Origin of the sequence: Desulfurobacterium atlanticum, assembly GCF_900188395.1 — a bacterium.
Taxonomy (GTDB): domain Bacteria; phylum Aquificota; class Aquificia; order Desulfurobacteriales; family Desulfurobacteriaceae; genus Desulfurobacterium_A; species Desulfurobacterium_A atlanticum.
The window spans coordinates 172,228-199,050 of the sequence record NZ_FZOB01000001.1 but is presented as its reverse complement, the minus strand read 5'-3'; the positions used below and the strand labels follow the sequence as shown (position 1 = coordinate 199,050).

Annotated in this window: 28 protein-coding genes; 16 read left to right on the top strand and 12 right to left on the bottom strand. The window is 37.9% G+C overall.

Annotated features, from left to right (window positions below):
- The first annotated feature begins 2 nt into the window (after positions 1-2).
- From radA to CHB58_RS00995, 10 genes are read left to right on the top strand one after another with little or no spacing between them, the layout of a single operon-like run.
- Positions 3-1,337 (top strand): DNA repair protein RadA, encoded by a 1,335-nt coding sequence (gene radA, locus CHB58_RS01040; RefSeq protein WP_089322239.1) that lies wholly within the window; start codon positions 3-5, stop codon positions 1,335-1,337.
- The gene (locus CHB58_RS01035) at positions 1,338-1,658 is read left to right on the top strand and encodes a F0F1 ATP synthase subunit B family protein (RefSeq protein WP_089322238.1); all 321 of its coding nucleotides are present in this window, start codon (positions 1,338-1,340) and stop codon (positions 1,656-1,658) included.
- Positions 1,649-2,494 (top strand): V0D/AC39 family V-type ATPase subunit, encoded by an 846-nt coding sequence (locus CHB58_RS01030; RefSeq protein ID WP_089322237.1) that lies wholly within the window; start codon positions 1,649-1,651, stop codon positions 2,492-2,494. Before CHB58_RS01035 ends, CHB58_RS01030 begins: the two co-directional genes overlap by 10 nt.
- Entirely contained in the window at positions 2,494-4,311 is a 1,818-nt protein-coding gene (locus tag CHB58_RS01025; protein WP_089322236.1) for a V-type ATP synthase subunit I, read from the top strand. Before CHB58_RS01030 ends, CHB58_RS01025 begins: the two co-directional genes overlap by 1 nt.
- Positions 4,308-4,583 carry an ATP synthase subunit C gene (locus CHB58_RS01020; RefSeq protein ID WP_089322235.1) on the top strand — a complete coding sequence of 92 codons (276 nt, stop codon included), beginning with the start codon at positions 4,308-4,310 and terminating at the stop codon, positions 4,581-4,583. The genes CHB58_RS01025 and CHB58_RS01020 overlap by 4 nt, the downstream gene beginning before the upstream one ends.
- The gene (locus tag CHB58_RS01015) at positions 4,583-4,888 is read left to right on the top strand and encodes a V-type ATP synthase subunit F (protein WP_089322234.1); all 306 of its coding nucleotides are present in this window, start codon (positions 4,583-4,585) and stop codon (positions 4,886-4,888) included. The genes CHB58_RS01020 and CHB58_RS01015 overlap by 1 nt, the downstream gene beginning before the upstream one ends.
- Positions 4,863-5,417 (top strand): hypothetical protein, encoded by a 555-nt coding sequence (locus CHB58_RS01010; protein ID WP_089322233.1) that lies wholly within the window; start codon positions 4,863-4,865, stop codon positions 5,415-5,417. The genes CHB58_RS01015 and CHB58_RS01010 overlap by 26 nt, the downstream gene beginning before the upstream one ends.
- On the top strand, positions 5,418-7,148 hold the full coding sequence (locus CHB58_RS01005; protein WP_089322232.1) for a V-type ATP synthase subunit A: 1,731 nt from the start codon (positions 5,418-5,420) through the stop codon (positions 7,146-7,148).
- Positions 7,145-8,494: a V-type ATP synthase subunit B gene (locus CHB58_RS01000; protein WP_089322231.1), complete on the top strand. Its 1,350-nt coding sequence runs from the start codon at positions 7,145-7,147 to the stop codon at positions 8,492-8,494. Before CHB58_RS01005 ends, CHB58_RS01000 begins: the two co-directional genes overlap by 4 nt.
- Positions 8,491-9,114: a V-type ATP synthase subunit D gene (locus tag CHB58_RS00995; protein WP_089322230.1), complete on the top strand. Its 624-nt coding sequence runs from the start codon at positions 8,491-8,493 to the stop codon at positions 9,112-9,114. Before CHB58_RS01000 ends, CHB58_RS00995 begins: the two co-directional genes overlap by 4 nt.
- Here the strand turns inward: CHB58_RS00995 and CHB58_RS00990 are convergent.
- Genes CHB58_RS00990 through CHB58_RS00975 form a run of 4 tightly spaced genes read right to left on the bottom strand, consistent with a single transcriptional unit; the run spans position 9,096 to position 11,974 of the window.
- Complete coding sequence (locus CHB58_RS00990; protein ID WP_089322229.1) at positions 9,096-9,383, bottom strand: DUF503 domain-containing protein; 288 nt, start codon at positions 9,381-9,383, stop codon at positions 9,096-9,098. The genes CHB58_RS00995 and CHB58_RS00990 overlap by 19 nt on opposite strands.
- A gap of 10 nt (positions 9,384-9,393) precedes the next feature.
- Positions 9,394-10,557 carry a tRNA pseudouridine(13) synthase TruD gene (truD, locus tag CHB58_RS00985; RefSeq protein WP_089322228.1) on the bottom strand — a complete coding sequence of 388 codons (1,164 nt, stop codon included), beginning with the start codon at positions 10,555-10,557 and terminating at the stop codon, positions 9,394-9,396.
- Positions 10,554-11,126 (bottom strand): anthranilate synthase component II, encoded by a 573-nt coding sequence (locus tag CHB58_RS00980; RefSeq protein ID WP_089322227.1) that lies wholly within the window; start codon positions 11,124-11,126, stop codon positions 10,554-10,556. Before CHB58_RS00980 ends, truD begins: the two co-directional genes overlap by 4 nt.
- Complete coding sequence (locus CHB58_RS00975; RefSeq protein ID WP_089322226.1) at positions 11,123-11,974, bottom strand: metal ABC transporter substrate-binding protein; 852 nt, start codon at positions 11,972-11,974, stop codon at positions 11,123-11,125. The genes CHB58_RS00980 and CHB58_RS00975 overlap by 4 nt, the downstream gene beginning before the upstream one ends.
- 64 nt (positions 11,975-12,038) lie before the next feature.
- Here CHB58_RS00975 and carA point away from each other — a divergent pair, with 64 nt between their 5' ends.
- Genes carA through CHB58_RS00945 form a run of 6 tightly spaced genes read left to right on the top strand, consistent with a single transcriptional unit; the run spans position 12,039 to position 19,642 of the window.
- Positions 12,039-13,178, top strand: coding sequence for a glutamine-hydrolyzing carbamoyl-phosphate synthase small subunit (gene carA / locus CHB58_RS00970; protein WP_089322225.1), 1,140 nt, complete (start codon positions 12,039-12,041; stop codon positions 13,176-13,178).
- 18 nt (positions 13,179-13,196) lie between these two features.
- Entirely contained in the window at positions 13,197-14,369 is a 1,173-nt protein-coding gene (locus tag CHB58_RS00965; RefSeq protein ID WP_089322224.1) for a geranylgeranyl reductase family protein, read from the top strand.
- A complete protein-coding gene (locus tag CHB58_RS00960; protein WP_089322223.1) occupies positions 14,302-15,510 on the top strand; it encodes a class I SAM-dependent rRNA methyltransferase in 1,209 nt (402 codons plus the stop codon). The genes CHB58_RS00965 and CHB58_RS00960 overlap by 68 nt, the downstream gene beginning before the upstream one ends.
- The gene (gene galU, locus CHB58_RS00955; protein WP_089322222.1) at positions 15,510-16,385 is read left to right on the top strand and encodes a UTP--glucose-1-phosphate uridylyltransferase GalU; all 876 of its coding nucleotides are present in this window, start codon (positions 15,510-15,512) and stop codon (positions 16,383-16,385) included. The genes CHB58_RS00960 and galU overlap by 1 nt, the downstream gene beginning before the upstream one ends.
- A complete protein-coding gene (lon, locus tag CHB58_RS00950; protein ID WP_089322221.1) occupies positions 16,386-18,794 on the top strand; it encodes an endopeptidase La in 2,409 nt (802 codons plus the stop codon). It abuts the gene before it with no gap.
- Entirely contained in the window at positions 18,791-19,642 is an 852-nt protein-coding gene (locus tag CHB58_RS00945) for a tRNA (5-methylaminomethyl-2-thiouridine)(34)-methyltransferase MnmD (RefSeq protein WP_245807303.1), read from the top strand. The genes lon and CHB58_RS00945 overlap by 4 nt, the downstream gene beginning before the upstream one ends.
- Here CHB58_RS00945 and CHB58_RS00940 read toward each other — a convergent pair.
- From CHB58_RS00940 to bamA, 8 genes are read right to left on the bottom strand one after another with little or no spacing between them, the layout of a single operon-like run.
- Positions 19,639-19,833, bottom strand: a complete 195-nt coding sequence (locus tag CHB58_RS00940) for a helix-turn-helix transcriptional regulator (RefSeq protein WP_089322220.1) — start codon at positions 19,831-19,833, stop codon at positions 19,639-19,641. The genes CHB58_RS00945 and CHB58_RS00940 overlap by 4 nt on opposite strands.
- Before the next feature lie 47 nt (positions 19,834-19,880).
- Positions 19,881-20,366, bottom strand: a complete 486-nt coding sequence (rfaE2, locus tag CHB58_RS00935; RefSeq protein WP_089322219.1) for a D-glycero-beta-D-manno-heptose 1-phosphate adenylyltransferase — start codon at positions 20,364-20,366, stop codon at positions 19,881-19,883.
- Positions 20,367-20,380: 14 nt separating this feature from the next.
- A complete protein-coding gene (locus tag CHB58_RS00930) occupies positions 20,381-21,043 on the bottom strand; it encodes a hypothetical protein (protein ID WP_089322218.1) in 663 nt (220 codons plus the stop codon).
- A gap of 35 nt (positions 21,044-21,078) precedes the next feature.
- Positions 21,079-21,747 carry a ComF family protein gene (locus CHB58_RS00925; RefSeq protein ID WP_245807302.1) on the bottom strand — a complete coding sequence of 223 codons (669 nt, stop codon included), beginning with the start codon at positions 21,745-21,747 and terminating at the stop codon, positions 21,079-21,081.
- Positions 21,748-21,797: 50 nt separating this feature from the next.
- Complete coding sequence (locus CHB58_RS00920) at positions 21,798-22,934, bottom strand: metallophosphoesterase family protein (RefSeq protein WP_089322216.1); 1,137 nt, start codon at positions 22,932-22,934, stop codon at positions 21,798-21,800.
- Positions 22,935-23,939: a UDP-3-O-(3-hydroxymyristoyl)glucosamine N-acyltransferase gene (gene lpxD, locus CHB58_RS00915; protein WP_089322215.1), complete on the bottom strand. Its 1,005-nt coding sequence runs from the start codon at positions 23,937-23,939 to the stop codon at positions 22,935-22,937.
- 2 nt (positions 23,940-23,941) lie between these two features.
- A complete protein-coding gene (locus tag CHB58_RS00910) occupies positions 23,942-24,460 on the bottom strand; it encodes an OmpH/Skp family outer membrane protein (protein ID WP_089322214.1) in 519 nt (172 codons plus the stop codon).
- A gap of 22 nt (positions 24,461-24,482) precedes the next feature.
- Positions 24,483-26,771, bottom strand: coding sequence for an outer membrane protein assembly factor BamA (gene bamA, locus CHB58_RS00905; RefSeq protein ID WP_180706384.1), 2,289 nt, complete (start codon positions 26,769-26,771; stop codon positions 24,483-24,485).
- Between the last annotated feature and the right edge of the window lie 52 nt (positions 26,772-26,823).

The following is a 26,823-nucleotide window of genomic DNA, read 5'->3' as shown; positions in this document are numbered from 1 at the left end:
AAATGGGAAAAGTTAAAACAGTTTATGTATGTCAAAACTGCGGATACAAAAGTCCTAAATGGGCAGGAAAATGTCCTGAATGCGGCAAGTGGAACACTTTTGTTGAAGAAAAAGAGGAAACAAAAATTTCTCCGAAAACTCCCCCATCAATTTCATGGGTTAGTTCATCTCAGGAAAAACCGATACTGCTTAACGAAATTGAAGAGATAAAAAAAGAAAGATTTAAAACAGGAATCACTGAATTTGACAAAGTGGCTGGGGGAGGTGTTGTAAAAGGTTCTGTCTCTCTTTTTTCAGGAGAACCGGGTATCGGAAAATCCACTTTTCTTCTACAGCTATCAGAAAAGCTATCCACTTACGGAAAAGTTCTTTATGTAACTGCAGAAGAATCACCAGAACAGGTATCTTTAAGGGCAAAACGGCTTGGAATAAAGAGCAGCAATATTTTCATCTATGCAGAAGGAAATCTTGAAAAGATAAAAGAACACATAGCAAAATTAAAACCCTCTTTCCTCATCGTTGATTCAATCCAGACAACTTTCATTCCCTCTATTGAATCAGCTGCAGGCTCTGTTTCCCAGGTAAGAGAGGGAACGGCATTAATTACCAATATTTCAAAGTCAAAAGGAATAACCACTTTTATAGTCGGACATGTTAACAAAGAAGGAAACATAGCAGGGCCAAAAGTTTTAGAACATATTGTTGATGCCGTCTATCAGTTTGAAGGAGACAGGGGATACAACTTCCGCATTCTTAAAAGTCTTAAAAATCGCTTCGGGGCAACAGGAGAAATTGCCGTCTTCAAAATGGAAGAGAAAGGACTTATTCAGGTGGAAAATCCGTCCAAATTTTTCCTATCTCAAAGACCTGAAGGAAAATCCGGCTCTGTAATCTACTGCGGAATAGAAGGCTCAAGACCAATACTCCTTGAAGTTCAAGCTCTTGTAACACGAGCAGCTTTTGGTACACCGCAGAGGAGGGCAAAAGGAATAGACATAAACAGGCTTTCCATCATAATAGCCATTATTGAAAAAGAACTTGGTTATCCTTTAAGAAACTTTGATGTGTTTGTGAATGTTGTTGGCGGAGTAAAGATTGACGAACCGGGAATAGACCTTCCGGTAGCTATTGCAATAGCCTCAAGCTACACCGGAAAGCCGGTTAGAAAAGAGATTGCTGTATTTGGAGAAGTTGGCCTTTCCGGTGAGATAAGAAATGTAAAGCTTGAAGAGTTAAGAGAAAAAGAGATAGAAAAAAATAGATTTATATCTTTACAAAAAAATCATAATAGAATAAAATTTATTGTAGATGCAGTTAAAATCGCTTTAGAGGGATAAATGGGGGATCTTACAGGTCGCATCATCTCTCTTGATGAAAGGGCACACTCTATCGTTATATCTGCGGAAAATTCAGCTGCTGAAATAACAGAAAAAGCAAATGTTGAATACAACCAGATAATCTCTTCCTACATAGAGAAAGTGGAAAAAGAAAGAGAAATGCTCTTTGAACAGGCAAAAAAGGAGATTGAAGAATACAGAAAAAAGAGAAAAGCTGAACTTCAAAAAATTCTTTCAGAATTTGAAAAACTCTCAAAAGAAAATAGAGAAAAATTTATAGAGAAAGTATTTAACAATTTGAGGGGGCGGATTTGTGGATAGCTAAACCGGTAAGATTTAGCTACGTAAATGCAATGTGCCGCACCATAAAATCAACACTCCTTGATTTTTCAGTTTTTGAAAAGCTTATCAGTGCGACAACAGTTGGAGATATCATAATCGTCATAAAAGACACTCCTTACGGGAAATTTGTCCGTTCCGTGCTTCAGGACTCAATAGAGAAAGGGCTTGATCTTTACTTTACATACCTTTACGAGAAAGTTACAGAAAAACTATCCAAAAATGAACAGGCAGTCTTTTCACTCTTTTTCATAGAAAGGAAACTTTTAAAAGAAAAGAAAAAGAAACTTCAAAACAGAAAGAACGCAAAAGAGCTTTTCAAAAAACTTGATACACAATACATAAAGCAACTAAAACAGGCTATACTGAAGCTTGACAGGATAGACAGAAGAGACCTTAAAACAATTGCAGGAAGTTACTTTGACCTTATAAATATTTTAACAGTTGTAAGATTAAAGTTTATATACAACTTCAAAACAGACGAAATCCGCTCATTCATTATTCCTTTTGGAAACTTTCTATCACAAGAGAAAGCTGAAAAAATTTTAAAAACGGATAAACTTTCTGAAATTTCCTTGATAGTTCCGGAGATATTCAGAAAACCCATAACTGATTTTACCGATATGAGAAACCAACTTTATAACTACCATATAAGCGTTTTGAAAAAGGTATGGTTGGGATATCCGTTTAAACTTTCGGTTCCCTTTGCACTTTTAAGACTTAAAGAAATTGAAATAAAAAACCTTAAAGCCTGTATTGAAGGAATAAGACTCGGGCTTCCTGAACAGGAAATAAAACGTATGCTGGTAGGTGTGTAATGCTTTTTCCAGAGAAAATGTTTAAGGTTACAGTAACGATACCTGAAAAGTATCTTGATGAAGAGATAGAAACTCTGGGAAAATTAGGGGTTCTTCATATTGATGATTCAAAAAAGACAAAGATATTTGAATCTGAACTTAACCGGGTGGAATCCCTGATTTCTCTCGCAAAAACAACACTTGATGCTCTGGGAATAAGAGAAGAAAAAGTTAAAGCCGGAGAAATAACTCTTACAGAAATTCCAAAAGAGATAGATAAAGCCGAAACTATTTTAAATAACATATCAAAAATTGTGGACAAACTTTCAAGTGAAGGAAAAAAAATAGCCCAAAAAGTGAAAGATGTTCTTACAGCCGACGAGGTTAAATCCACGCTAAAAGAGGAGATAGACCTTGAGAAAGTTATAAAAAAACTGAAATTTATAAAACTTAAAATTGTTTTAATACCTGCTGAGACTGTTGAATCTTTGCTTTTAACAGTAAAAAGCTATAAGGGATTTACTGTTCACAATCAGCTAAGTGAAGGTTCTGTCGCCGTTGCTGTTTTTTACACCGACGACATTGAAGATGTAATAGAAAAATCTATAGAAAAAACTGAAGGAAGAACATTAAATCTTCAGGATTTTCTCTCTGAAACGAAAGAAAAGGTTTTAAAAGAGAAAGAGATATTTAAAAAACAGAAAAAAGAAGCCATAGATCAGTACGGTAAAAAAGTCCTTGAAATACTGATAAAGCTAAATATCATGAAGAAAATCCTTGAGACCGAAAATCTTGTGAAAAGAACTGCGGAAGGATACGTTGTTGAAGGATGGATTCCAGAAAGCGAAAAGGAGAAACTTGTCAATAATTTAAAGCATTCAAAAGTTGTTTTCAGTGAAACAGAGGACGCTCCGGTACTTTTAAAAACACCTAAATTGTTAAAGCCGTTTGAAGAGCTTGTAACAGGATTTGCATACCCGTCCTACAAAGAACTGAATCCTACTCCATTTTTTGCTCTTATCTTTGTTCTACTATTTGGCGTTATGTTTGGAGACGTAGGACACGGCATTGTTCTTGCCATTGCAGGATACATCCTTTCAAAGAAGACAGAAATTCTTAAAAGCTACGGAAAAGTTCTTATCTTTTGCGGTATCAGTTCAACAATCTTCGGATTTCTTTACGGTTCAATTTTCGGGAATGAACACCTTATCCACCCTCTACTTTTCAACCCGATGGAAGAGATAGATAAGCTTATTATGTTCAGTCTCGGTGTTGGCGTATTTGTACTCTCTCTTGGATTCCTTATAAATATTTTCACTAAATTCAGAGAGAAAGAGTACGGCGAAATGATAGCCGGAGAAGGAGGAATTTTGTGGTTTCTGATCTACTGGTTTTTAATAGGTATAGGCATAAAAGCTGTAGTATATAAAGGAGATGTAAAAGTAGAACTTGCGATAGTTGGAATTTTGCTTGCTATAGCAATAGGTTATGAGATATACAGAAAGAAGCAGATATTTGGCTCTTTTCTTGACGCATTCATGGCTCTTCTTGAAAGTATAACAGGAACCGTTTCATTTGTAAGGCTTGGCGCTTTTGCCCTTGCCCATGCAGCCCTTATGCTTGCAATTTTTGCAATAGGAAAAGCTATTTCTGGAGAAAGCGGGCACGGGATAGGTTACTGGCTGGTAATGATAGTTGGAAATATCATAGTTATTGTTCTTGAAGCCCTTGTTGTTTCCATTCAAACTATGAGACTTGAATATTATGAATTTTTCGGAAAGTTCTTCAAAGGTGGCGGAAAACCTTTCAAGCCTTTTAAACTGGAGGAAGAGAAATGAGAAAAACAGCATTAAGAACCGTTTTACTTGTCCTATTTCCTTTAACAGTTTTTGCAGGTGACGCAATGTGGGCATATATCTCAGCAGCAGCATCTGTTGCTTTTTCAACTATAGCTGCCGGAGCAGCCGTCGGACTTGTTGGTTCTGCGGCTATGGGCGCCATTGGTGAAAGGCCAGAGATTTCAGGTAAAGCGATAGTGTTCCTTGGGCTGGCAGAAGGTATAGCAATTTACGGTCTCATCATTGCAATTCTAATTCTCGGAAAAGTGTAATGAGAATGGTGTTTGTCGGCACGGACGATGAATGTACCGGTTTTGGACTTGCAGGTGTTGAAACGGTAGTAGTTGAAACAGAAAGAGAGTTTCAGCAGGAGATGCTGAAACTTTTAAAGGAACCTTCTGTGGCAGTTATTGTTGTTTCAGAGAAATTTGTTGACTTTTTTAACAAAAGCTTAAAAGAGAAGCTGGGTAAAAAAGCTCTTCCGGCGGTTGTTTTTGTGCCTTCATTTGAAGGAGTTACATCAAAACAAAGTTTAAAGGAGTTTTTGGCAAGTGTACTCGGAATCAGATTACAGTAAGTTTGAAAAGAAGGTTCTTGAAAGGGCAAAAGAGATAGCAGAACAAAGGGTAAAGTCTGCCAGATTGTATGCCCAGGAAAAGTTGATTGAAGCAGAGAAAGAGGGAAAGAGAATTTTTGAAGAAAAACGGCAGGCTGCTTTGATAGATATTGAAGCTTTTAAGTTTAACAAAATAGCAGAGATAGACGCCGAAGTAAGGAAAAAAATAGAAAACAGAGAGATAGCTATAAGAGAAGAGCTTTTAAACACACTTAAAGAAAAATTACAGGAACGGTTTCCGATGATGCTCGGATGCTTTCTTACCTGGATAAAGAACAACTACACAACAGGGAAAATCATCACATCACCGGAATTTAAAAACAGGGTTAAAGAAATGGTCGGGGAACAGTTTGAGATAGAAACCGATCCATCCATAAACGGGGTTATTTTTAAAAAAGAACGGATGGTTATTGAGTTTTCCCTTGAATCTATCCTTGAAGAGTTCAAAGGAGAAATAGATAAAGAGATAGCTTCTATTTTAGAGGTTTAAATGGCAAAGATAACTTACATATCCGGACCAATTGTGAAAGCTGAACTTGAAGGAGAATCTCCAAAACTCCTTGAAGTTGCATTTGTCGGAGAAGATAAACTTATCGGAGAAGTTGTTGCAATACAGGAAAACACCATAACAATTCAGGTATATGAAACGACAGATGGGCTGAAACTTAAAGAACCGGTTAAACTGAGTGGTGAAATGTTAAAAGCGGTGCTTGCACCAGGACTTCTTGGTTCAATCTATGATGGAATAGAAAGACCTCTTGAAAAGCTGGGAGAAAGAATAGAAAGAGGAAAATCGGTTTTCCCTGTATCAAAAGATAAAAGGTGGCACTTTGTTCCCCTTAAAAGAAAGGGAGAAAAGATTAACGAAGGTGAAATTTTCGGATACGTAACTGAAGGGAATATTAAACATTTTCTCACCGCTCCTTTGGGAATCAAAGGAACTATTGATGCGATAGAGGAAGGAGGAGAATACACTGTTGAAGAGGAACTTTTAACTCTTGACTCTGGACAAACTCTTACTATGGTTCAGGAATGGCCTGTAAGATTTCCGAGAAAATTCAGAAAAAGACTGAACCCGGATATTCCCCTTATAACAGGGCAGAGGATAATAGATTTTCTCTTTCCGATTGCAAAGGGAGGAACCGCTTCAATTCCCGGCGGGTTTGGAACAGGAAAAACGATTTTACAGCAAACTCTCGCAAAGTGGTGCGATGCTGATATTATAGTTTATATAGGGTGCGGTGAACGTGGAAACGAAATGACAGAAGTTCTTGAAGAGTTTCCCGAACTTGAAGACCCAAGAACAGGAAAGAAACTTATAGAAAGAACAATCCTTATAGCAAACACATCAAATATGCCCGTTTCTGCAAGGGAAGCTTCAATTTATCTTGGAATAACAATAGCAGAATATTTTAGAGACATGGGCTATCATGTAGCTCTCATGGCTGATTCAACATCAAGATGGGCTGAAGCGATGAGAGAACTTTCAACCAGAATGGGAGAACTCCCGATAGAGGAAGGATTTCCCGCCTACCTTTCTTCAAGAATTGCCGGTGTTTATGAAAGGGCAGGATTTGTTGAAACACTTTCAGGAAGTGTCGGTTCTCTTACAATAATCGGAGCAGTATCACCCCCCGGCGGAGACTTTTCAGAACCTGTTACAAGACACACAAGAAGATTCACAAGTGTGTTCTGGGCACTTGATAAAGAACTTGCAAATGCAAGGTTTTATCCCGCTATAAACTATACCCAGAGCTACAGTGCTTACGGTGGAACTGTCAGAAAATGGTGGGAGGAGATATACAGAAACTGGTATGAGCTAAGAAGCTGGATGATGAAACTCCTTCAAGAGGATGACAAGCTCCAGAGAATAGTAAAACTCCTTGGTTCTGAGGCTTTACCTGAAGAACAGAAACTGATAGTTGAAATCTCCCACTTTATCAAAGAGGTTTTCCTCCAGCAAAACGCTTTTGACCCGATAGACGCCTACTGCCCGCCTGAAAGGCAAATAAAGATAGCAGAAATCCTTAAAACACTCTACCAGTGGTGGGAAGCGTGCCTTAAAGAGAAAGGAATCCCTATAAAAATACTTAAAGAACAGAAAGTAGTTGAAGAGATTTTAAGGCTTAGATTTGTTGAAAAGATACCAGAAAACATTATTGAGAAGATAGAAGAAACCTATAAAAACCTTTTAAAATCATACAGTGAGTGGGAAAAATGATAATAGAGTATGAAGGTGCACTTGGAATAAAAGGTTCTCTTCTTGCGTTTGAAACTGTGGACGGAACACGTTTTGGAGAGAAGGTTTTAGTAAGGTGGAAGAATAGGAGAGTTCCCGGAAGGATTGTAGAACTTACCGAAAAGGTAACTCTTATAGAAATTCTGGGACAGACTGAAGGTATAGAGGTAAACAGCATAAGAGTGAGATTTACAGGGAAGCCGTTTACAATTCCTGTATCAGAGAGAATGCTTGGTAGAATATTTAACGCCTTCGGTGAACCGATGGATAATCTCGGAGGAATAATCTCAAAAAAAGAAGCTGACATAAACGGAGAAGCCATAAATCCCGCATGGAGAAATTTCCCGAATAGCTTTGTCCATACGGGAATTTCTGCAATTGACGGTCTAAACACCCTTGTCAGAGGGCAAAAACTGCCTGTATTTGCAGTTTCCGGTGTCCCGACAGATAAACTTGTGGCACAGCTTGTAAAACAGATAAAAATTCCAGGAGACAATCCTAAAACAGCAATAATCCTCGGCATTATAGGTATAAAATACGAAATTGCAACAAATCTAATAGAAAGTATAAAGGCCGGTGGTAATTTCCAGAAAACTGCTGTATTTATGAGTCTTGCAAGTGAATCGTGTGTAAATCACGTTCTTGTTCCAAGAGCTGCTCTTACACTTGCAGAATATCTTGCCTTTGAGAAAGAGTATGATGTTGTGGCAGTTTTATACGATATGACAAACTACTGTGACGCTTTAAGGGAAATGTCCTCCAGAAGGGATGAAATTCCGGGAAGAAAAGGTTATCCCGGATATATGTACAGCGACCTTGCAACAATCTACGAAAGGGCAGGACTAATAAAAGGAAAAAAAGGTTCCCTCACACAGATACCGGTTCTCACAATGCCAGATGATGACATAACCCACCCAATTCCAGACCTTACAGGTTACATTACAGAAGGGCAGATCGTTCTTGATAGAGGACTGTTTAAAAAAGGTATCTATCCCCCCATAAACATTCTTCCTTCTCTCTCAAGACTCATGAATCAGGGTATAAGTAAACTTCAGAGACGCTGGGCAAACCAGATATATTCAGCCTATGCCCGTTCAAAACGGGTTGAAATGCTTGCAGCAATTATTGGAGAATCTGAATTAAGTGATATAGACAGAAAGTATCTTGAGTTTGGTAGAGCTTTTGAGAGTAAATTCTTAACCCAGGAAGAAAGCGAAGATAGGTCTCTTGAAGAAACTATGAAAATAGGCTGGAAGCTTCTTGCTATCCTGCCTGATTCTGAACTTACACGACTGAAAAAAGAGGAGATAGAGGCGTACATAAGATGAAATTCACAAAGAGTAAAACGCAGCTTCTTGAACTGAAAAAAGATCTGAACGTAATGGAAGAAGGAAAAGATATTCTTCAACATAAAAGAAATGTCCTGATAAAAGAAATCCTGAAACATCTTGACAGGGTAGAAAAAGCAAGGGAAGAGTTAAACATTTATGTTCAAAAGGCGTATGCAATGCTTAAAAAAGCGTATATGGAAGAGGGAAGAGAATCGGTAAAAGAGTACGTTGACACCACTGCACTAAAAGGAAAAATAGAAGCGAAAGAGAAAAGTTTCATAGGAATTCCTGTACCCTCCATATCCTATCAGCTTGACCTTGAAAAATTCCCCGTAGATATAGTGTCTGAATCCATATTCGTTGACCTTGCAAGGACAGCTTTTATAGATTCTGTAAAAAAGGTTATGGAACTTGCAGAGATGGAGATAAAGGCGTGGAAAATGGCCGAAGAACTGAAAAAAACAGTTATAAGAGTTAATGCTGTAGAGAAGTATTATATTCCTATGTATGAAAAAGCGATAAAAGAGATAGAAACAGCCCTTGAAGAGCAGGAACTTGAATTTTTATCAACTATAAAAAAACTAAAAGAGAAAAAATCTCAAAGCAACTCTTTATGATAGCTTTCAATAATTCCCGGAGATATCCTCTCAATAAATCCAACCACCTTTTCAAGGGTTTCATCAGCTTTCCTTGAATCGGTGGCTATTGTGACAATTCCAAGCACCCCCGTCTGCCACATATCATGTTCTGCAATTTCTGAAACGGCCACATTAAATTTATTTTTAAGCCTCTCTTTCAACCTTTTAACCACCATTCTTTTCTCTTTTAAAGAGTGGCTGTAAGGAATGTAAAGTTTAATTTCAAGATATCCTATGGAGACACTCACAACATCCTCCCTATACAGAAAGAAGCTTTCTTAAAAGAATAGTGGCGTAAGACCCTGGGGGCAGTTTAAACTGTAAAACAACATCTTTTTTTGTTTTTGAAACAATTCTAAAATCTTCAGGGAACACAACGGCTTTTCTAATCCCGTCAGTTAAAACTTTCATACCTGCAACTTCCCTATCAAAAAACTCCTTCTCTACACCCCTTAGCCTGAATACCTTTTCCATTATCCTTTTTAACAGCCTATCTTTTACATTGTAAACTTTTCCGGTATAAGGAATTTCAAGATTTTTAAGATAATTCAAATCATCAACTTCAAGATAGAAATTAAGCTTCCAGTTGTTTACAAAAGGAATCTGCACATAAGGGTATCTCTCTTTAATGTAAAGGGCTAAAATCTCGTTCCATAAAAAACTTTGAAAAGCAAAGTTAAACATAAGCCGAACATTCTTTGGAAGTATCCTGAAAGCTTTTTCCGCCGATAAACCTCTCAAAAGCCCCTTAATCATATCCTTCTCATACTCTTCAAGAGCTGGCTTCAAGGTTTTGTAAATATCCCGCCAGCTTGTGATAAAAGAGATTTTCTCCTTGCCTAAAAAATAAACTTTCAAAGCTGTTTCAAAATCACCTTTTAAAAGATACTTTAAAACAAAATCATCTCTACTTTTTACACTCCCGAACCGCTGCTCCCCAAAATAGTTGGCAAACCCAAAAAGTTTTACAATCTGCAAATTCCTGTAGAACCGCTCCCGCATATTTTTTTCAAAATTCCGTATCTTAACGGTAAAGCGATTTCCTTTTATTTTCCCAAGCGAAAGCGGCTCATCTGTCTTTCCCACTTTTTCAAGAAAAAAGCAGGTTTTTCCTTTATTAAAGCTTTCTGTCCTTCTCCAGCCATTCTCATGAACAAATCCAAATCTATCTTCAAGAGAACCTGAAGGAACAGTGATAAACTGAGTTGTAACAGCATACTTATCTTTTAACCCGGCAAAACCTATACTTTTAAGAGGAATCTTTAAAAAACGAGAAATCAACCTTACCGATTCAAGGGTTGAAACATTCCGTTTTTCCAGCTTATAAACATCAAACTTTCCTGAAGATTTTACCTCTATATCAGGAATCTCCTCAACAACAAAATCTTCAGGATATTTTTTTATGTGAGCGTAAAGTTTCATTTTACCTGCTTCAGAAAATTATCTATTATCTTTATCCCATCTTCTGTCAGAATAGATTCAGGGTGAAACTGAACACCAAACAGTGGAAACGATTTATGCCTTATTCCCATTATCTCTCTGTCATCTTCACTTTCAGCAGTTATCACAAAATCATCTGGCAAAGTATCTTTATCAATAACAAGAGAGTGATATCTTATCGCAGAAAAAGGATTTTTCATTCCTTCAAATAGAAATTCTTCATCGTGTCTAATTAAAGACGCTTTACCGTGCATAAGTTTTTTCGCTCTTACTATTTTAGCTCCAAACGCAAAACCGATAGACTGATGGCCAAGACATATTCCAAGAATGGGAAGCTTACCTGCAAATTTTCTTATAACATCAACCGAAACTCCTGCCTCCCGAGGAGTGCAGGGCCCCGGAGATATAACTATTGCTTCAGGATTTAAAGACTCTATCTCCTCAACTGTTATCTTGTCATTCCTCACCACTTTAATATCAGTACCAAGCGAGCCAAAATACTGAACAACATTATAGGTAAAAGAATCGTAATTATCTATCATCAAAATCATTTCCCATAAGCCTCCTTTAAAGCTTTACATATCTTATTACACCACCTGCTTAAAGCTACAACATAATCATCATCGGGCAAAGGATTTAGAACAAGAACATTCGCACCTATCTCAGAAGCAACCTTTTTAGCAAGAATCTCTCCTTCTCCCTTCTCCGTTATCACAAGCTTAATACCTTCGGCTTTTGCCCTGTCTATCAGTTTCCTTATCCTCTCAGGACCGGGCTCTTTTTCAGGATTATCTGTAATATAACCGATACATTCAACCCCTATCGTTTCAAAGAGAGGTTCCCATACAGGATGATATGCAATAACTTTTTTAATCTTTACACCTTTCAAACAGTTATCTGTTCTTTGGAGAAGCTGCTGTATCATAGCTGCATAATCATCAGCCCTCTTTTCGTAATACTTTTCCTTTGAAGGATAGAATTCAGACAGTTTTCTTGCAACTTCAAAATAAACCTCTTCCATCATCACAGGATTTGTCCATATATGGTAACCGGGCTTCTTAATCTCAGGATACTTCCTTGCCATCAATTCTCCAATATTAAAAACTTTCCCCTTATCCTCAATCCCTTTTAAAATCCAATCATCCAGACCGAGCCCGTGAATTATCACAAGCTTTGCTTCTTTAAGCTTTAACACATCAGAAGGCTTTATCTCATAACCGTGAGGTGACTCTCCACCTTTTAAAACCGAGTAATATCTAAAATCTCTTCCACCTATATACTCTGCAACGTGCTTCCAGACAGGAATGGATGAAACGATAAGAGGTTTGTTTTCTGAGAGATTACATCCTGCAAAAACGATAAATAACAAAACCAGAATTCCTTTAAGTAAATTTCTCATACCACCTCCAAATATTTGGTAAACTAACAGTTACAATTATAATCCATAATTGATGGAGAGAGTTATGCTAAATAGAAAAAAGGCACTCCTTGCTCTTGAAGATGGCACAGTATTTGAAGGTGTTTCATTTGGTGCAGAAGGTGAAGTGTTTGGAGAAGTTGTATTTACAACGAGTATGACAGGCTATCAGGAAATAGTTACAGACCCTTCTTTTAAAGGACAAATCGTAACAATGACCTGTCCGCTGATTGGAAACGTAGGAGCAAATAGTGAAGATGTTGAATCTGAAAGGCCTCAAGCAGAAGGATTTATTGTAAAAGAGATTTCTGAAATCTACTCAAACTGGAGAGCAGAATTCTCCTTTGAAGAGTATCTATCAAAACATGGAGTGGTCGGAATTTCAGAAATAGACACAAGGGCTCTTGTGAAAAAATTAAGAGATGCGGGAACAATGAGGGGTGTAATTTCAACTGTTGATTTAAATCCCGAATCCCTTGTAGAAAAAGCGCTGTCCGGTCCAAAAATGGAAGGATTAAACCTCGTTGACAAGGTATCCTGTAAAGAACCTTATGAGTGGAATAAAGGAACATGGGTTCTCGGCAAAGGATATCTGGAAAGGAGCGATTTCAAATACAGCGTTGCTGTTCTTGATTTTGGAATAAGAAAAAATATACTGAGAAATCTTGTTGATGCTGGAATTAAACCGGTTGTTCTACCGGCAAAGACACCACCGGAAGAGATTTTAAAATACAATCCTGACGGAGTATTTCTATCCTGCGGGCCAGGAGACCCTGCAGCCGTTGATTATGCTATAGAAACGATAAAATATTTGATAGCGACATTTAACAAACCAATATTCGGTATATGTCTTGGACACCAGCTTACAGCCCTTGCCCTCGGAGGAAAAACTTACAAGTTAAAATTCGGTCACAGAGGGGCAAACCAGCCGGTCCTAAACAAAAAAACTGGAAAGGTTGAAATAACTGCCCAGAATCACGGCTTTGCCGTATCTGAAGAAACAATACCCGACGAACTTGAAATAACACATATAAGTCTTAACGATAAAACAGTGGAAGGTTTAAAACACAAAACGAAACCTATATTCACCGTCCAATACCACCCTGAAAGCTCTCCGGGACCCCACGATTCAAGATACCTTTTCAGGGAATTTGCAAAACTAATTGCAGACTACAGAGGTTTTTAAAATAAGGAGGGAGGGGAGATAGAAAAGATTTATGATGTAGCAGTCATCGGTCTTGGGATTGCCGGGTGCTGTGCTGCTAAGAAGCTTGAAAACAGTGGATGTAATTTTATCGTTTTTGAAACATTTAACTTTCCAAGAAAGAAGCTGTGTGGAGGTGGCTTAACAGAAAAATCTCTAAACCTTTTAACCTCCCTTTTCCCAGATGTTGAAAAATGTGTAAAAGTTAAAAGCAACAGAGTCTATTTCGTAAACGAAAATTCCATACTTGAAACATCAAAAAAAGTTCCGTTCATTTTCCTCACAGACAGAAAAGTCCTTGATTACACAATTTTTTCATCGCTAAAATCACCCAATATTCACACAGGTGAGAAGGTTTTATCCATAGAAAAAGAAAAAAATCTTTACATCATAAAAACAGATAGAGATAAGTATAGAGTTTACAGTATTATTGGAAGCGACGGAGTAAACAGTTTAGTTTCAAGATTTTGCGGCTTTAAAATCAAGAAAGGAATAACTTACGAAATAGACATTGAAGGGAACACCGGAAACTCAGTAGTTGTTGATTTTACGAACTTAAAACATGGATATTACTGGATATTCCCAAAAGGAGATTACTACACCACCGGTTTTGGTATCTTTTCAAAGTATAAATTGAGAAATCCTTATGAGCTTAACAGAAAATACAATTTAAAATTTAAATTAAACAGGAAGGAGATAAGCAAAGGGGGAGCTTTTGTTCCTGTATTTAACGGAAAACTGTTTCCGGGAAAAGAAAGAATTCTTCTTGCAGGAGATGCAGCAAACCTTGTTGATCCTTTCACAGGAGAAGGAATATATTTTGCCGCTTTAAGCGGCATAAAAGCAGCAGAACTTCTTCTAAATTCAAAAACACCACTTACAGACTATGAAAAGTTTCTCAACAAAAACTTTTTGTCAGATTTTAGATGGAGCAACTTTTTAAGACATCTTTTCTTTGCATTTAAAAAACCATTTTTTAAAGGAATGGAAAAAAGCGAGGCCCTTCTTAAAATAGCAACTGATATAATTTCTGGAAATGTTTGTTATAAAGAAGCATTTAAAAGATTTGTAATAAAATCAACTTTACTGCCAGCGAGGTTTTTAAATGTTACAGGTGTCAATAAAGCCGGGAAGAGAGAGAAGAGTAAAGGCTTTTCATCCCTGGATATATAAAAAAGAAATTTTATCCTTTTCAAGAAAGCCAAAGCCGGGAGAATTATGCATAATAAGGGACTATAAAGGTGCATTTCTTGCAAAAGGGTATATAAATCCAGAATCCTACATAGCCATAAGAATACTAACATTTCGTAAAGAGGAAGAGATAGACCTTAACTTTTTTGTAAAAAGAATTGAGGAAGCTTTTAATTACAGAAAAAAACTGCTTCAATCAACCTCAGCGACAACAGGCTTTAGATTAATCCATTCAGAAGCGGACTACTTACCGGGACTTATAGCCGATTACTATAACGGCTACATAGTTGCCCAGTTTACAACCCTCGGAATGGAAATTTTAAAACCCCTTATAGTTAAAGCACTTGTGGAGGTAGTAAAGCCGGCTGGAATTTACGAAAAATCAACAGTTCCTACAAGAGAACTTGAAGGGCTTCCTTTAGTGGAGCAAACACTTTACGGTGATATACCTGAAAAGGTGGAAATTCTTGAAAACGGCATAAAAATCGTCGTCCAGATAATAGGCGGTCAAAAAACCGGATACTTTCTTGACCAGAGAGAGAACAAACTTCTTTTTGCAAAAGAGTTTGTTGATGAAGGAGACAAAGTGCTTGATGCCTTCTGTCATCTTGGTGGATTTGGACTTCACGCAGCAGTAATAGGAAAAGCTGAAAAAGTTGTTGCTGTTGACAGTTCAGAACTTGCTCTCTCTCTTGCAGAAGAAAATGCAAGGATAAATGGCGTCTTAGATAAATTTGAATTTATAAAAGGAGACTGTTTTAAAGTGCTTAAAAATATGCAGCAGGCAGGAGAAAAGTTTGATTCCATAGTGATAGACCCTCCAGCTTTTGCAAAAAGTAAAACAGTAGTGGAGCAGGCGAAAAAGGGATATAAAGAGCTGTTTTTAAGAGGGCTTAAAATGTTGAAGCCGGGAGGAAAAATTGTGGTTTGTTCATGCTCCCACCACATAACTCCTCCAATACTTGAGGAGATTCTCCTTTCAGCAGCACTTGACACAAGAACACCTTTAAGGGTTTTATACACAACATATCAGGCAAAAGACCATCCATTTGTTCTGCAGATTCCAGAGTCAAGATATCTTAAATGCATATTTGCCAGACGGTTTGAATGGGAGGTAAAGTGATGGAAATTCGCAAAGCTGTTATACCTGTGGCAGGACTTGGAACAAGATTTCTGCCCGCAACAAAAGCACAACCGAAAGAGATGCTTCCCCTTGTTGATAAACCTGTTATCCAGTATATCGTTGAAGAAGCCGTAAAGGCAGGAATAAAACAGATAGTGTTTGTAACAGGTAAACATAAAAGAGCCATAGAAGACCACTTCGATTCAAACTTTGAACTTGAAACCGTTCTTGAAAAAAAAGGGAAAGTGGAACTTCTTAAAATGGTAAGGGAAATAACAAACCTTGCGGAAATTATCTATGTAAGACAGAAAGAACCACTTGGACTTGGTCATGCTATACTGACAGCAGAACCAGCCGTAGGGAAGGAACCGTTTGCGGTGTTACTTGGAGATGACATTATGGTTTCAGAAAAGCCTGCAATAAAACAGCTTATGGAAACCTACGATAAATACAGGTGTTCTGTTCTTGGTGTTCAGGAAGTTTTACCTGAGGAGGTTTCAAGCTACGGAATTATCGCAGGACATAATGTTGAAGATGATGTTGTGAAAATTGACACCCTGGTTGAAAAACCGTCAATAGCAGAAGCACCTTCAAACATAGCGATTACAGGAAGATATATTCTGACGCCCACAATTTTTGATATGCTAAAGAAAACACCTCCCGGAAAGGGAAATGAGATACAGTTAACAGATGCAATAGTAAGACTTTCAAGAAGGGAAGCTGTATATGCGAAAATTATGGAAGGGAAGAGATACGACACAGGTTCAAAACTCGGCTTTCTTAAAGCAACAATAGATTTTGCATTGATGAGAAACGAACTTAAAAAGGATATATTAAATTATATGAAGGAAAAATTGAAAGAGAGAGGTGAGTAGATGGTAGAAGGATTATCTCCAATAGCTGAACCGAAGCTCCCAGATAGGCTTCCGGTATTACCTCTTAGAGACGTTGTTGTTTTTCCGATGATGATAGCCCCTCTCTTTGTTGGAAGACCTTTCTCACTAAAAGCTGTTGAAGAAGCACTGAAAGAACATAAACTGATTTTCCTTGTAACACAAAAAGATAAAGACACAGAGGAACCTGAAAGGGAAGATCTTTACGATACAGGAACTGTTGCGGTTATCCTTAAAGCAATGAAAATGAGTGACGGCAGAGTTAAAATCCTTGTTCAGGGACTTGGAAGGGCAAAACTTAAAAAACTTGAAAAGATAGACGACCACTTTGAAGCTGAAATAGAGCACATAGAAGAAAAAGAAACCATTACAGAAAAGATAGAAGATGAAGCACTTATAAAACTTGTTAAGGACCAGATTGAAAGAATTGTTGCCCTTGGCAAGCAGATTCCCCCTGATATGGTTGCCATTTTAAGAAGCATTGAAGACCCGGGAAGACTTGCAGACCTTATCGCCGCTCAGATTGAACTAACAACAGAAGAAGCGATAGACCTTTTATCCACTCTTGACCCTATAGAAAGACTTAAGAAGATAAGTAAAAAACTTGACCACGAGATAAGAGTTCTGGAACTGCAGGAGCTTATAAGAACAAAAGCCCGGGAATCAATGGAAAAAGAACAGAGGGAGTATTTTCTAAGACAGCAGTTAAAAGCCATAAGAAGGGAACTTGGAGAAGAAGAGGAAAAAAGCAGAGAAATAGAAGAGTATAAAGAGAAAGTTAAAAAAGCAAAAATGCCCAAAGAAATTGAAGAGGCAGTTTTAAAAGAGATTTCCCGCCTTGAGAAGATGCATCCTGAATCTGCCGAAGCCGCTGTTTTAAGAACCTATATAGAGTGGATGATAGAGCTTCCCTGGTCAAAACGCTCAAGAGACAAACTTGACATAGAGAGAGCTAAAAAGATTCTTGATGAGGATCACTACGACCTTGAAAAAGTTAAAAACAGAATACTTGAATTTTTAGCCGTTAAATCCCTTATGAAGAAGAGACAGAAAAAATCCCAAACAATAAAACAACCAACAATTTGCTTTGTAGGACCGCCGGGAGTTGGTAAAACATCATTAGCCCGTTCTATCGCAAGAGCAATGGGAAGAAAATTTGTAAGAATATCTCTTGGCGGTGTAAGGGATGAAGCTGAAATAAGGGGACACAGAAGAACCTACGTGGGAGCAATGCCTGGAAAGATAATTCAGGCTATAAGAAAAGCAGGAACAAAAAATCCTGTCATACTGCTTGATGAAATTGATAAAATGGCTTCCGACTTTAGAGGAGACCCTGCGGCAGCACTTCTTGAAGTTCTTGACCCGGAACAAAATAAAGAATTTGTTGACAACTACATCAACCAGCCTTTTGACCTTTCAGAAGTTCTTTTCATAGCAACAGCAAATACACCATATACAATACCAGAACCCCTCTTTGACAGGCTTGAAGTTTTAAACATTCCAGGATACACTGAAGATGAAAAGCTGAACATAGCTAAAAAATACATAGTGCCAAAACAGATAAAGAACCACGCTCTCACATCAAAAGATATCCAGTTTAGAGATGACGCTTTAATACACATAATAAGACACTATACGAAAGAAGCAGGAGTAAGGGAACTTGATAGAAAGATAGCCGCAGTTTGCAGAAAAGTCGCTTTGTGGATAAGTGAAGGTAAAGAGAAGAAATATGTGATAACCAAGAAACGGGTTGAAGAGATTTTAGGAGCTCCAAAATTCATACCGGAAATGGAACTTGGAGAGGATGAAGTTGGAGTTGCAACAGGACTTGCATGGACTGCTGCCGGTGGTGATGTACTGTTTGTTGAAGCAATAGTCACACCGGGAACGGGAAAGCTTATTCTCACAGGAAGGCTGGGAGATGTAATGAAAGAATCAGCTCAGGCTGCTCTCGGTTTCATAAGAGCCCATGCTGATACGTATAAAATAGAAAAAGACTTTTCTAAAATAGATATTCATGTTCATGTACCTGCAGGAGCAATTCCAAAAGATGGACCTTCAGCAGGAATTACAATAGCAACTGCAATGCTGTCAGCTTTAACCGAGCGAAAAGTTAAGAAAGATGTTGCAATGACCGGAGAGATAACCCTTGGTGGGAAAGTTCTTCCTGTCGGCGGATTGAAGGAAAAAATTCTTGCGGCATTAAGATACGGAGTAAAAACGGTTATCGTTCCTGCTAAAAATAAGGCAGAAGTTATGGAAGAACTTCCGGAAGAAGCAAAAAAAGCTCTAAACCTTCTTTTTGTGGATAGAGTTGAAAAGGTATTTGAAACCGCTTTACATAAGCCGAAAAAGAAGAGAACGAAAAAGAAAGTTGCTGCTGCAAAATGATAAAAGAGATTCTAACGCAGGACGGCTCTCCAACTTTCTTCTCAGAAGAGTTCGGAGAGCCCTTTCACTCCATAAGCGCAGGAGCCTTTAGAGAAGCAGAGGAAAAATTTATAAAAACAACAAAAATCGTTGAAATAGCAAAGAAAAGGGAAGTTAAAGTTTTTGATGTGTGTTTCGGTCTTGGTTTTAACTCTCTTCTTGCCATCCACCGGGTAAAAACCTGTCGTGGAAAGATATCCATCCTATCCTTTGAAAAGGATCTTAATGTAATCAAAAAAAGCATCTCCACAAACTGGCAGGAGTTAAACTATCTAAAACCTACATTTAAAGAACTTTTAAGAAACAGAAAATATGAGAACATTTTTTTAACCCTCAACTATACAGACAGCAGTATAAAAATAAAACTTTTCATTGGGGAAGGAAGAGAAATCTTAAAGTCCATATACAGACACTACGGAGAAACTTTTGATGCTGTATTTCACGACCCTTTCTCTCCTAAAGTGAATCCAGAGTTATGGAGCTACGATTTTTTCAAACTTATTGCAAAAATGGTAAGAAAAGGGGGCATTTTAGCAACCTACTCATGTGCAGGACACATAAGAAAAGCACTTCACATGGCAGGTTTCGGAGTTAAGGAAGGAGTAGCCATCGGAAGGAAAAGCAAAAGTACAATTGGGATAAAAGGAGAAGCTACACAAGAAAAATTAATTAAAAAATTCATAGAAATCACCACAACAACACCGTACAGAGATCCTCAGCTAAAAGACCCTCCATCACTTATAAAAAGCAGGAGGGAAGGATGTATTCACATATTAAATACAACCCTTCCCCTTGAGGTTATCTATTAACCTTCCGTAGGAGCATAGTAACAACGTTTAGGAGAATGAACAAGTCCCTTCTCTCTCAAAGATTTAATAATTTTTGACACCTCTTTACTATCAAGTCCTGTAGCCTTTGCCACATCACCGGGACGAACAGGTTTACCAGCACCTTTCATAGCTTCAAGAACCACTTTCTCCTTATCTGTTAACTCCGCCATAAGCAACCTCCCCTTCCAGGTTTGTTGATAAATATAATCATTTTCAGTTAATCTTCAACCTTCTTTCCACAATAAATTTCAACTATTTTATTAACTATCTTTGAAGTTGAAATATCGTAAATAAACTTCACCCTCTCAACTTTTCCGGCGTATTCTCTCCCTACAATCTTTTCCACCGGCCAATCGGCTCCTTTAACAAGAACATCAGGTTTTATCAGCTTTATAACCTCTAAAGGTGTATCGTCATCAAAAACAACAACCCCATCAACCGCCCTCAAACCAAGAAGAACTCTCACCCTATAATCCTGAGGAACAACAGGTCTTTTTTCACCTTTAATCCGTTTTATAGAACTGTCACTGTTAATACCGACAATCAAAACATCACCAAAAGCTTTAGCTTTCTCAAGATAATCCACATGTCCTGCATGAACGATATCAAAACATCCGTTGGTAAACACAATTTTCCTGCCTTTTCCCCTCTCCTGCTTCACAAAACTTTCAAGCTCTTCAAAATTCCTAAAAACCCTTGCCACACATATCCTCCTGTTTAAGGTATTGAAATTGGTGGTGTTATTACACCAGGAAAAGAGGGCATCGTAAACGGCCTACACATTTTCGCCTTATCAAATGGAATTTCAAGTTTTTTACCAACCCCAAAATCGGTAAGATAAAGAACAACTTTACCTTTACTAATCTGTTTTACAATACCAAAAGGAACTTTACCGCTTACATAGGTTTCCCCGCTTTCAGTTTTAAAAATAGCAACAGGAATTTTTCTCCCGTCGGACAATTTGTAAGTTCCGTAACGAATATCCGGCTTTTCAGGTTTAAACTCTTCAGGAGTTTTATCTTTTGGAGTAAACTGTTTGTAATACTCCTCTGGAATGGCCGGCTGTGTCATACACACAAGCTGACCGTTGCTCATACGGGTAATATACTTTACAGGCTTTCCGTATTTATCAAACCATAGTTGAATCACTATCTTTTTCCCATCCATATTTCCCGAAAGCTCCATAATTCTGACAGCTTTACCATCTACTTTCCTCTCTCCTCCGTAAACATAATTCACCCTATTTTCTCTGCCGTCATCTGAGACAAGAATATAGCTACTCCAATCCCCTTTTTTAAGTTTCTTAAACCCTGTATAGGACGAAAATGCAAAAGCGGAACTAAAGAGAATCAGTAGAATCGGAAAGAAAATTTTTTTCATCCTGCCCCCTCCATAAAAGGTTTACACATCTAAATCTATTTTAAAGTTGTAGCCCGTGCCAGCGTATAAACCACAACCCTCTTTGCTCCAGAATCTTTTAAAAGCCTTGCAATCTCATCAGCGGTACTTCCTGTTGTAAATATATCATCAAATATACAAACAGTTTTTCCTCTGAAATCAATCCCCTTTTCCAGACCAAAAAGTCCTCTGACATTCTCTCTCCTCTCTTTTTTCCCGAGAGTTGACTGTCTTTTTCCGGGATAAAGCCTCACAACACCAGAAACAAACGGTATTTTTGCTCCCCGAAGGATAAGCTCACACTGATTAAAGCCCCTTACTTTAAGCTCATCAGGATGAAGAGGAACAGGAACAACAAAATCAACCTTTTTCTTCTTCAGAAATTTACACAGATGTAACTTTATCCCATCTCCCAAAACTTCAGCAATATCCCTGCGAAACTCAAACTTCAACTTTTTGATAGCAATCTCAACTATTCCATCATAAAGGGTAAAATAATCAACGGCATCAAAGTTAAAACTCCTTCCTCTGAAACATTCACCACACAGAGGTTCACAACCGGGAGAAAGCCTTAACGGATAACCGCAAACTTCACACTTTTTATCCAGAAACGGCTTAAAGTAAAGCCGCCAGCACAAATTACAGGCAACTTTCTTATGATTTACAAAAAGATATCTACCGCACACACAGCAGTATTCAGGAGAAAGAATATCAAGAAGAGCATCTTTTAAGAAACCTAAAAGTCTATCTCCAATCCCGTATTCTCCTTTATAAAGTTTGAAAGAATGTCGCGAATCTGCTCCGAAGGAGAGGAGGCAAGCTCTTTTGCAAGTTCCCTAACAACCTTTTTCTGTCCCTTAAAATAGTCATCAACCACCTTTTCAAGAGAAACGGTTTCAGTAACTCCTCCCAACTCCTTCCTTTCAGCTACCTCTTTTTGAATAACCCTTACAATAAGGGCTTTCTCCTGTATCTTCTTAAACATCTCCCTGTCAAAGGAAAACGGCTTATCCACATAGGAGTAACGAATAGTTACAACAGGAGGCTGGTCTCTCTCAACCACCTTATCATAAATCTCTTTTAAAACCGCATCCTCTTCACCTTCAGAAATATCAAAAATCATAAACTCTCTTAGATTTTCAAGCTTTATACGAGTTAAAGAACCGTCAGATAGGTTAAAAATATTAAATCCTCTATTGTCAAGAACAGCTTCCTTCACACTTCTAAACTCGGTAGCTCCTGCATAACTGAAAAGACCTTCAAAAACTCTCTCCTTTGCAAATATGTGAATATGTCCCCCTGCATAATAGGAAAATCCGGGGGGCAGGTCAGATAAACTTAACTCAAAAGCGTTTTCAAAAGGAAGATAGATATCAACACCCTGATGAAAGAGAAACACAGAGCCTGAAAATGAAGTAGCCTGCTCAGAAAACCTCTCCAGCAATTTCTCATTTAAAATCTGCTCCATATAAAGCCTTGGCATAAAATGAACACCAGCCACAAAAACATCTTTTACAACCACTGAACCAAAAGGCTTACCGCCACCTATAAAAGTTAAAAGACCAAGTTCCTCAAGAATCTTATGCGGTGGCATTTTCCCCTTTCTTAATACTCTGTCGTGATTTCCCATTATTGCGATAAAAGGTATCCCCCTGTCTTTTAGAAGTTTCAAACAGTTTATAACCACAGATAGAGAGTTAATATCCGGCTGAGATGACTCAAAAAGATCACCTGAATGAACAACAATATCAACCTGTTCTTCAACCATTCTCTCTACAGCCTGCCTGAAGGCGGAAAAAAAATCTGCTCTTCTCTCGGTAAGGTTATACTGAGAATAGCCAAGATGGGAATCGGACAGATGAGCTATTTTCATCTACTCCCCTTTAGAAAGTAGCTTTTTTATCTTTTCATAAATTTCTGGCAGGCGGTTTATTAAAGCTTCTGTCTTACGCCAGACTCTATAGTCCTTTATTGGAAAACCGGCATAAACACCGGCCTTTTCTATAGACTTGGTAACTCCAGCCTTTGCTCCAACTGTAATATTGCTTCCTATTTTTATATGTCCCGCCACACCAACCTGGCCAGCAAGGGTAACATTATCACCTATCACAGTTGACCCGGAAATGCCAACCTGAGAAACGATAAAACAGTTCTTACCTACTTTAACGTTATGGCCTATCTGAACAAGATTATCAATCTTTGTCCCGCTGCCTATAACAGTTTCTCCTATAGTACCCCTATCTATAGTTGTATTAGCTCCAATCTCAACATCATCCTCTATCACAACTCTACCTATCTGAGGAACCTTATATATCCTCATCTCTTTTTTGCTAAAAGCGTAACCAAATCCATCAGACCCTATGACAGCTCCACTGTGGATTCTTACCCTTTTCCCTATCACTGTCTGCCGGTAAATGGAAACATTGGAAAAGATAACCGTATCATCACCTATAACCGTACCATCACCAATAAACGTCCCCGGAAAAATCTTAACCCTGTCTCCGATTCGGCAATTTTCACCTACAACAACGTTATCCCCGATATAAACGCTCTTTCCAATCTCGGTTCCTTTACCAACAGTTGTCTCAGGAGAAATGTAATCTTCAGGAAAATTTTCTTTATAAAAAAGCGATAATGCTTTTGCAAAAGCGACATAGGGCTCATCACATATAAGCTGGGTTAAAGGAAGATCATACTCCTTCCCTGTTATAACGGCAGATGCCTTTGTTGTTTTTAAAAATTTTTCATACTTTGGATTTGAAAGAAATGTTAAATCTCCCTTTTTTGCATTCTGAATCTCATTTACCCCTATTATTTCTAAATCACCATCCCCTTTAACCTTGCAACCTAAAATCTCCGCTATCTCTTTTACTCTCATAACTACTTACCCTGCTTACTAAACACTTTAAGAATTTTATCTGTAATATCATACTTGGGATCTGCGGCTATAATTCCTCCCTCATTTCTTTCAACAACCATGGGAAGATGATGCTCCTTTCTATACTTTGCAACAACTTTAAAAACATCTTCCACTATCTTTGCAGTAAGCTTCTTTTGAAGCTCTGCAACCATCTGCTCACTTTCCTGCTTGAGCTGTCTGAACTCCATTATCTTCATCTGAAGTTCATTCTCTTTCTTTTTCTTTGTACTGTCATTGAAAAGAGGAGAGGAAAGTTCTTTTTTCAAAGCGTTTATCTCATCAGCAAGTTTTTTAAGCTTTGACTCTGCAGCTTTTATCTTGGATTCAAGCTCCTGCTTGGCTTTTTTCCCTTGAGGAGACTCATTAATTATCTTCTGCATATCTATGTAATACACTGCAAAATTTTCAGCTCTCACCGTATTTACAAAACCTAAAGAGAAAACTACCGCACACGTTGCCGCAGCTAAAAACTTTCTCATCTCTGTTATCCTCCAGTTTTAGTTAAAAGTAAGTTCCAAGACCGAAGTGCCACTCTGACGCTGTTTCACCAGGCTTCTTATCAAGTTTATATCCTATATCAAGCCTTATAGGACCAACAGGGGTTAAAACTCTCATACCAAAACCTGCAGCCTTTCTTAAAGTGGAAAGATCGATCTCATTCCACCAACCAGCACCTATATCAAAGAAACCTATAAATCTTAAATTTCTTGAAATATCATACCCCACTTCAAAGTTAGCAACAAGCTCCCTATTTGCACCTATCGGATCACCGTTTTCATCTACCGGACCGGCTTCTCCCCATCTAAAGCCTCTAACAGTTGTATCTCCACCCACGTAAAACCTGTAATCTATTGGAACATTTTCAGTATCTCCGTAAGTTCCGGCATATCCAATTTTCAAGTGCCCGGAGAGAACAACAGGAATCTTGTGCTTTTCTGAAAAGTCATCAAGATAGATATGCTTTGAAATATCAACAACAACCGTGTAGAAATTATCATCGCCACCAAAAGCTTTACCTGCAATCTTGTCAGCTATTGCAAACATAAAACCTCTGTGGGGAAGGAACCTGTTATCCCTCAAGTCAAGAATCGCCCTTGAAGAGATATAGGCAACAGTGGATGTTCCCTCTTCCTCAGTAATGATAGAGGTAGCGTTGGGATCTATATCGCTTATTGTGGTTCTTGAAATAGTGTACCCGACTCCAACATTCCAGTCTTTCCCAAGCCTTCTTGAAAGATTAATAGAGAACCCTTTTTTAAGACTTGTATAGGTTGTATATTCGTTTTTATGGTTAAAAACTCTAAAACTTAAAGTCTGAGGTCTGTCAAGCCACCATTTATGACTGTAAGCCACATCATAATAAGCAACCTTTGAACCAAACTGTCCGGAAACCGAAATAGTATCTCCAGTACCGAAAAGATTTCCTTTCCTTAAAGAAATCATCGCCGTTAAGTTGGTAACAGAGCTGTAACCAAGACCTATAGAAAACATTCCAGTAAGACGCTCTTTAAGGTCTATATCAACATCAAGAAGATCTTTCCCAACTATTTTCGGCTTCACATTAACCTCATCGTAGTATCCTGTGTTGTAAAGCCTTCTTATTGAACGTTCAAGAGAATCGGTCTTAAAAATTCCCGTTTCATAGATATCAAGTTCTCTTCTAACAGTTCTATCCCTGCTATCAAAATTACCTTTTATGTTTATGCGTCTTATTTTTGCCCTATTCCCCTCATGGATCAGGAAAGTTATATCAACAGTGTGTTTTTTTCTGTCTATCTTTGTATCGGACTGAATATTTACGAATATAAACCCGTATTTTCCGTATTCTCTTGAAGCCTTTACAACAAAAGCTGTTAAAAGTTCGGGGTTATAAGGTTTTCCGGTTGTTAAATCCGGCACAAGAGAAAGAAGTTTCTTCCTGGTTATTATCCTGTTGCCTGAGACATTAACAGTTCCGATCTTATACTGAGGTCCTTCATGCTTGATCGTATAAACCACCTCATAGCAGTTTTTAAGCTGTTTTACCTGAGGCTTACCAACCTCTATCTCAATGTATCCTTTGCTTTTATAAAGCTTCTCTATTCTTCTAACATCCTTTTCAAGATTCTCCTCAACAAGTTCTGGATGGAATCTCAACCGCCAGATTGAAGGTTCTTTAGTAAGAATCATATCTTTAATCTCATCCTCTTTTAAAGCTTTATTTCCTTTTACAACTACTCTACACACATAAGCCTTTTTACCTTCTTCTATCTGGTAAACAACATTCACCTTCTTGGGAGCAATCTTCTCAACTTCAAACTTAACCTTAACATTCAAGTAACCCTTGCTCTTATAAAGTTTCTCTATCTTTGACCTCAGGTCTTCAAGCTTCCCATAATCAAGAACCTTACCGGTAAAGTTACCTTCATCAAACCCTATTTTTTCCTTAATGGTTTTTGTGGATATCTCCTCATTACCTTTAAATTCAACTGCTTCAACTTTTGGCTTTTCATAAAGAATGTATTTTAAAACAAGTCCTTCGGGAGTTTCTTCAGCAACAACTTTAATTGTTTTATAAAATCCAAGATAATAGATACTCCTTATATCTTCTGCTACCTTTTCCGGATTCAAATGTTGACCGGGCTTAACAGAAATCTTATAAAGTATCGTCTCTTTCGGAAGATAGGTATTCCCCTCTATCTTTATCTCCTTTATCACTGGAGCAAGTGTTATTTCTGTACTGTTTGTCTGGGAAAATGAAACTCCACAGGTTGACAGCAGAAGCAGAACAATAAATATAAACTTTTTCAACCATACCTCCTGAACCAAAAATAAAAACTGCTGACAGAAATGATAACACAGA

Bases quoted from the DNA above. Each gene is read 5' to 3' on its own strand.
- radA (WP_089322239.1), top strand. From the start codon at position 3: ATGGGAAAAGTTAAAACAGTTTATGTATGTCAAAACTGCGGATACAAA.
- CHB58_RS01035 (WP_089322238.1), top strand. From the start codon at position 1,338: ATGGGGGATCTTACAGGTCGCATCATCTCTCTTGATGAAAGGGCACAC.
- CHB58_RS01025 (WP_089322236.1), top strand. From the start codon at position 2,494: ATGCTTTTTCCAGAGAAAATGTTTAAGGTTACAGTAACGATACCTGAA.
- CHB58_RS01020 (WP_089322235.1), top strand. From the start codon at position 4,308: ATGAGAAAAACAGCATTAAGAACCGTTTTACTTGTCCTATTTCCTTTA.
- CHB58_RS01015 (WP_089322234.1), top strand. From the start codon at position 4,583: ATGAGAATGGTGTTTGTCGGCACGGACGATGAATGTACCGGTTTTGGA.
- CHB58_RS01005 (WP_089322232.1), top strand. From the start codon at position 5,418: ATGGCAAAGATAACTTACATATCCGGACCAATTGTGAAAGCTGAACTT.
- CHB58_RS01000 (WP_089322231.1), top strand. From the start codon at position 7,145: ATGATAATAGAGTATGAAGGTGCACTTGGAATAAAAGGTTCTCTTCTT.
- CHB58_RS00995 (WP_089322230.1), top strand. From the start codon at position 8,491: ATGAAATTCACAAAGAGTAAAACGCAGCTTCTTGAACTGAAAAAAGAT.
- truD (WP_089322228.1), bottom strand. From the start codon at position 10,557: ATGAAACTTTACGCTCACATAAAAAAATATCCTGAAGATTTTGTTGTT.
- CHB58_RS00980 (WP_089322227.1), bottom strand. From the start codon at position 11,126: ATGATTTTGATGATAGATAATTACGATTCTTTTACCTATAATGTTGTT.
- CHB58_RS00975 (WP_089322226.1), bottom strand. From the start codon at position 11,974: ATGAGAAATTTACTTAAAGGAATTCTGGTTTTGTTATTTATCGTTTTT.
- carA (WP_089322225.1), top strand. From the start codon at position 12,039: ATGCTAAATAGAAAAAAGGCACTCCTTGCTCTTGAAGATGGCACAGTA.
- CHB58_RS00960 (WP_089322223.1), top strand. From the start codon at position 14,302: ATGTTACAGGTGTCAATAAAGCCGGGAAGAGAGAGAAGAGTAAAGGCT.
- galU (WP_089322222.1), top strand. From the start codon at position 15,510: ATGGAAATTCGCAAAGCTGTTATACCTGTGGCAGGACTTGGAACAAGA.
- lon (WP_089322221.1), top strand. From the start codon at position 16,386: ATGGTAGAAGGATTATCTCCAATAGCTGAACCGAAGCTCCCAGATAGG.
- CHB58_RS00945 (WP_245807303.1), top strand. From the start codon at position 18,791: ATGATAAAAGAGATTCTAACGCAGGACGGCTCTCCAACTTTCTTCTCA.
- CHB58_RS00940 (WP_089322220.1), bottom strand. From the start codon at position 19,833: ATGGCGGAGTTAACAGATAAGGAGAAAGTGGTTCTTGAAGCTATGAAA.
- CHB58_RS00930 (WP_089322218.1), bottom strand. From the start codon at position 21,043: ATGAAAAAAATTTTCTTTCCGATTCTACTGATTCTCTTTAGTTCCGCT.
- CHB58_RS00920 (WP_089322216.1), bottom strand. From the start codon at position 22,934: ATGAAAATAGCTCATCTGTCCGATTCCCATCTTGGCTATTCTCAGTAT.
- lpxD (WP_089322215.1), bottom strand. From the start codon at position 23,939: ATGAGAGTAAAAGAGATAGCGGAGATTTTAGGTTGCAAGGTTAAAGGG.
- CHB58_RS00910 (WP_089322214.1), bottom strand. From the start codon at position 24,460: ATGAGAAAGTTTTTAGCTGCGGCAACGTGTGCGGTAGTTTTCTCTTTA.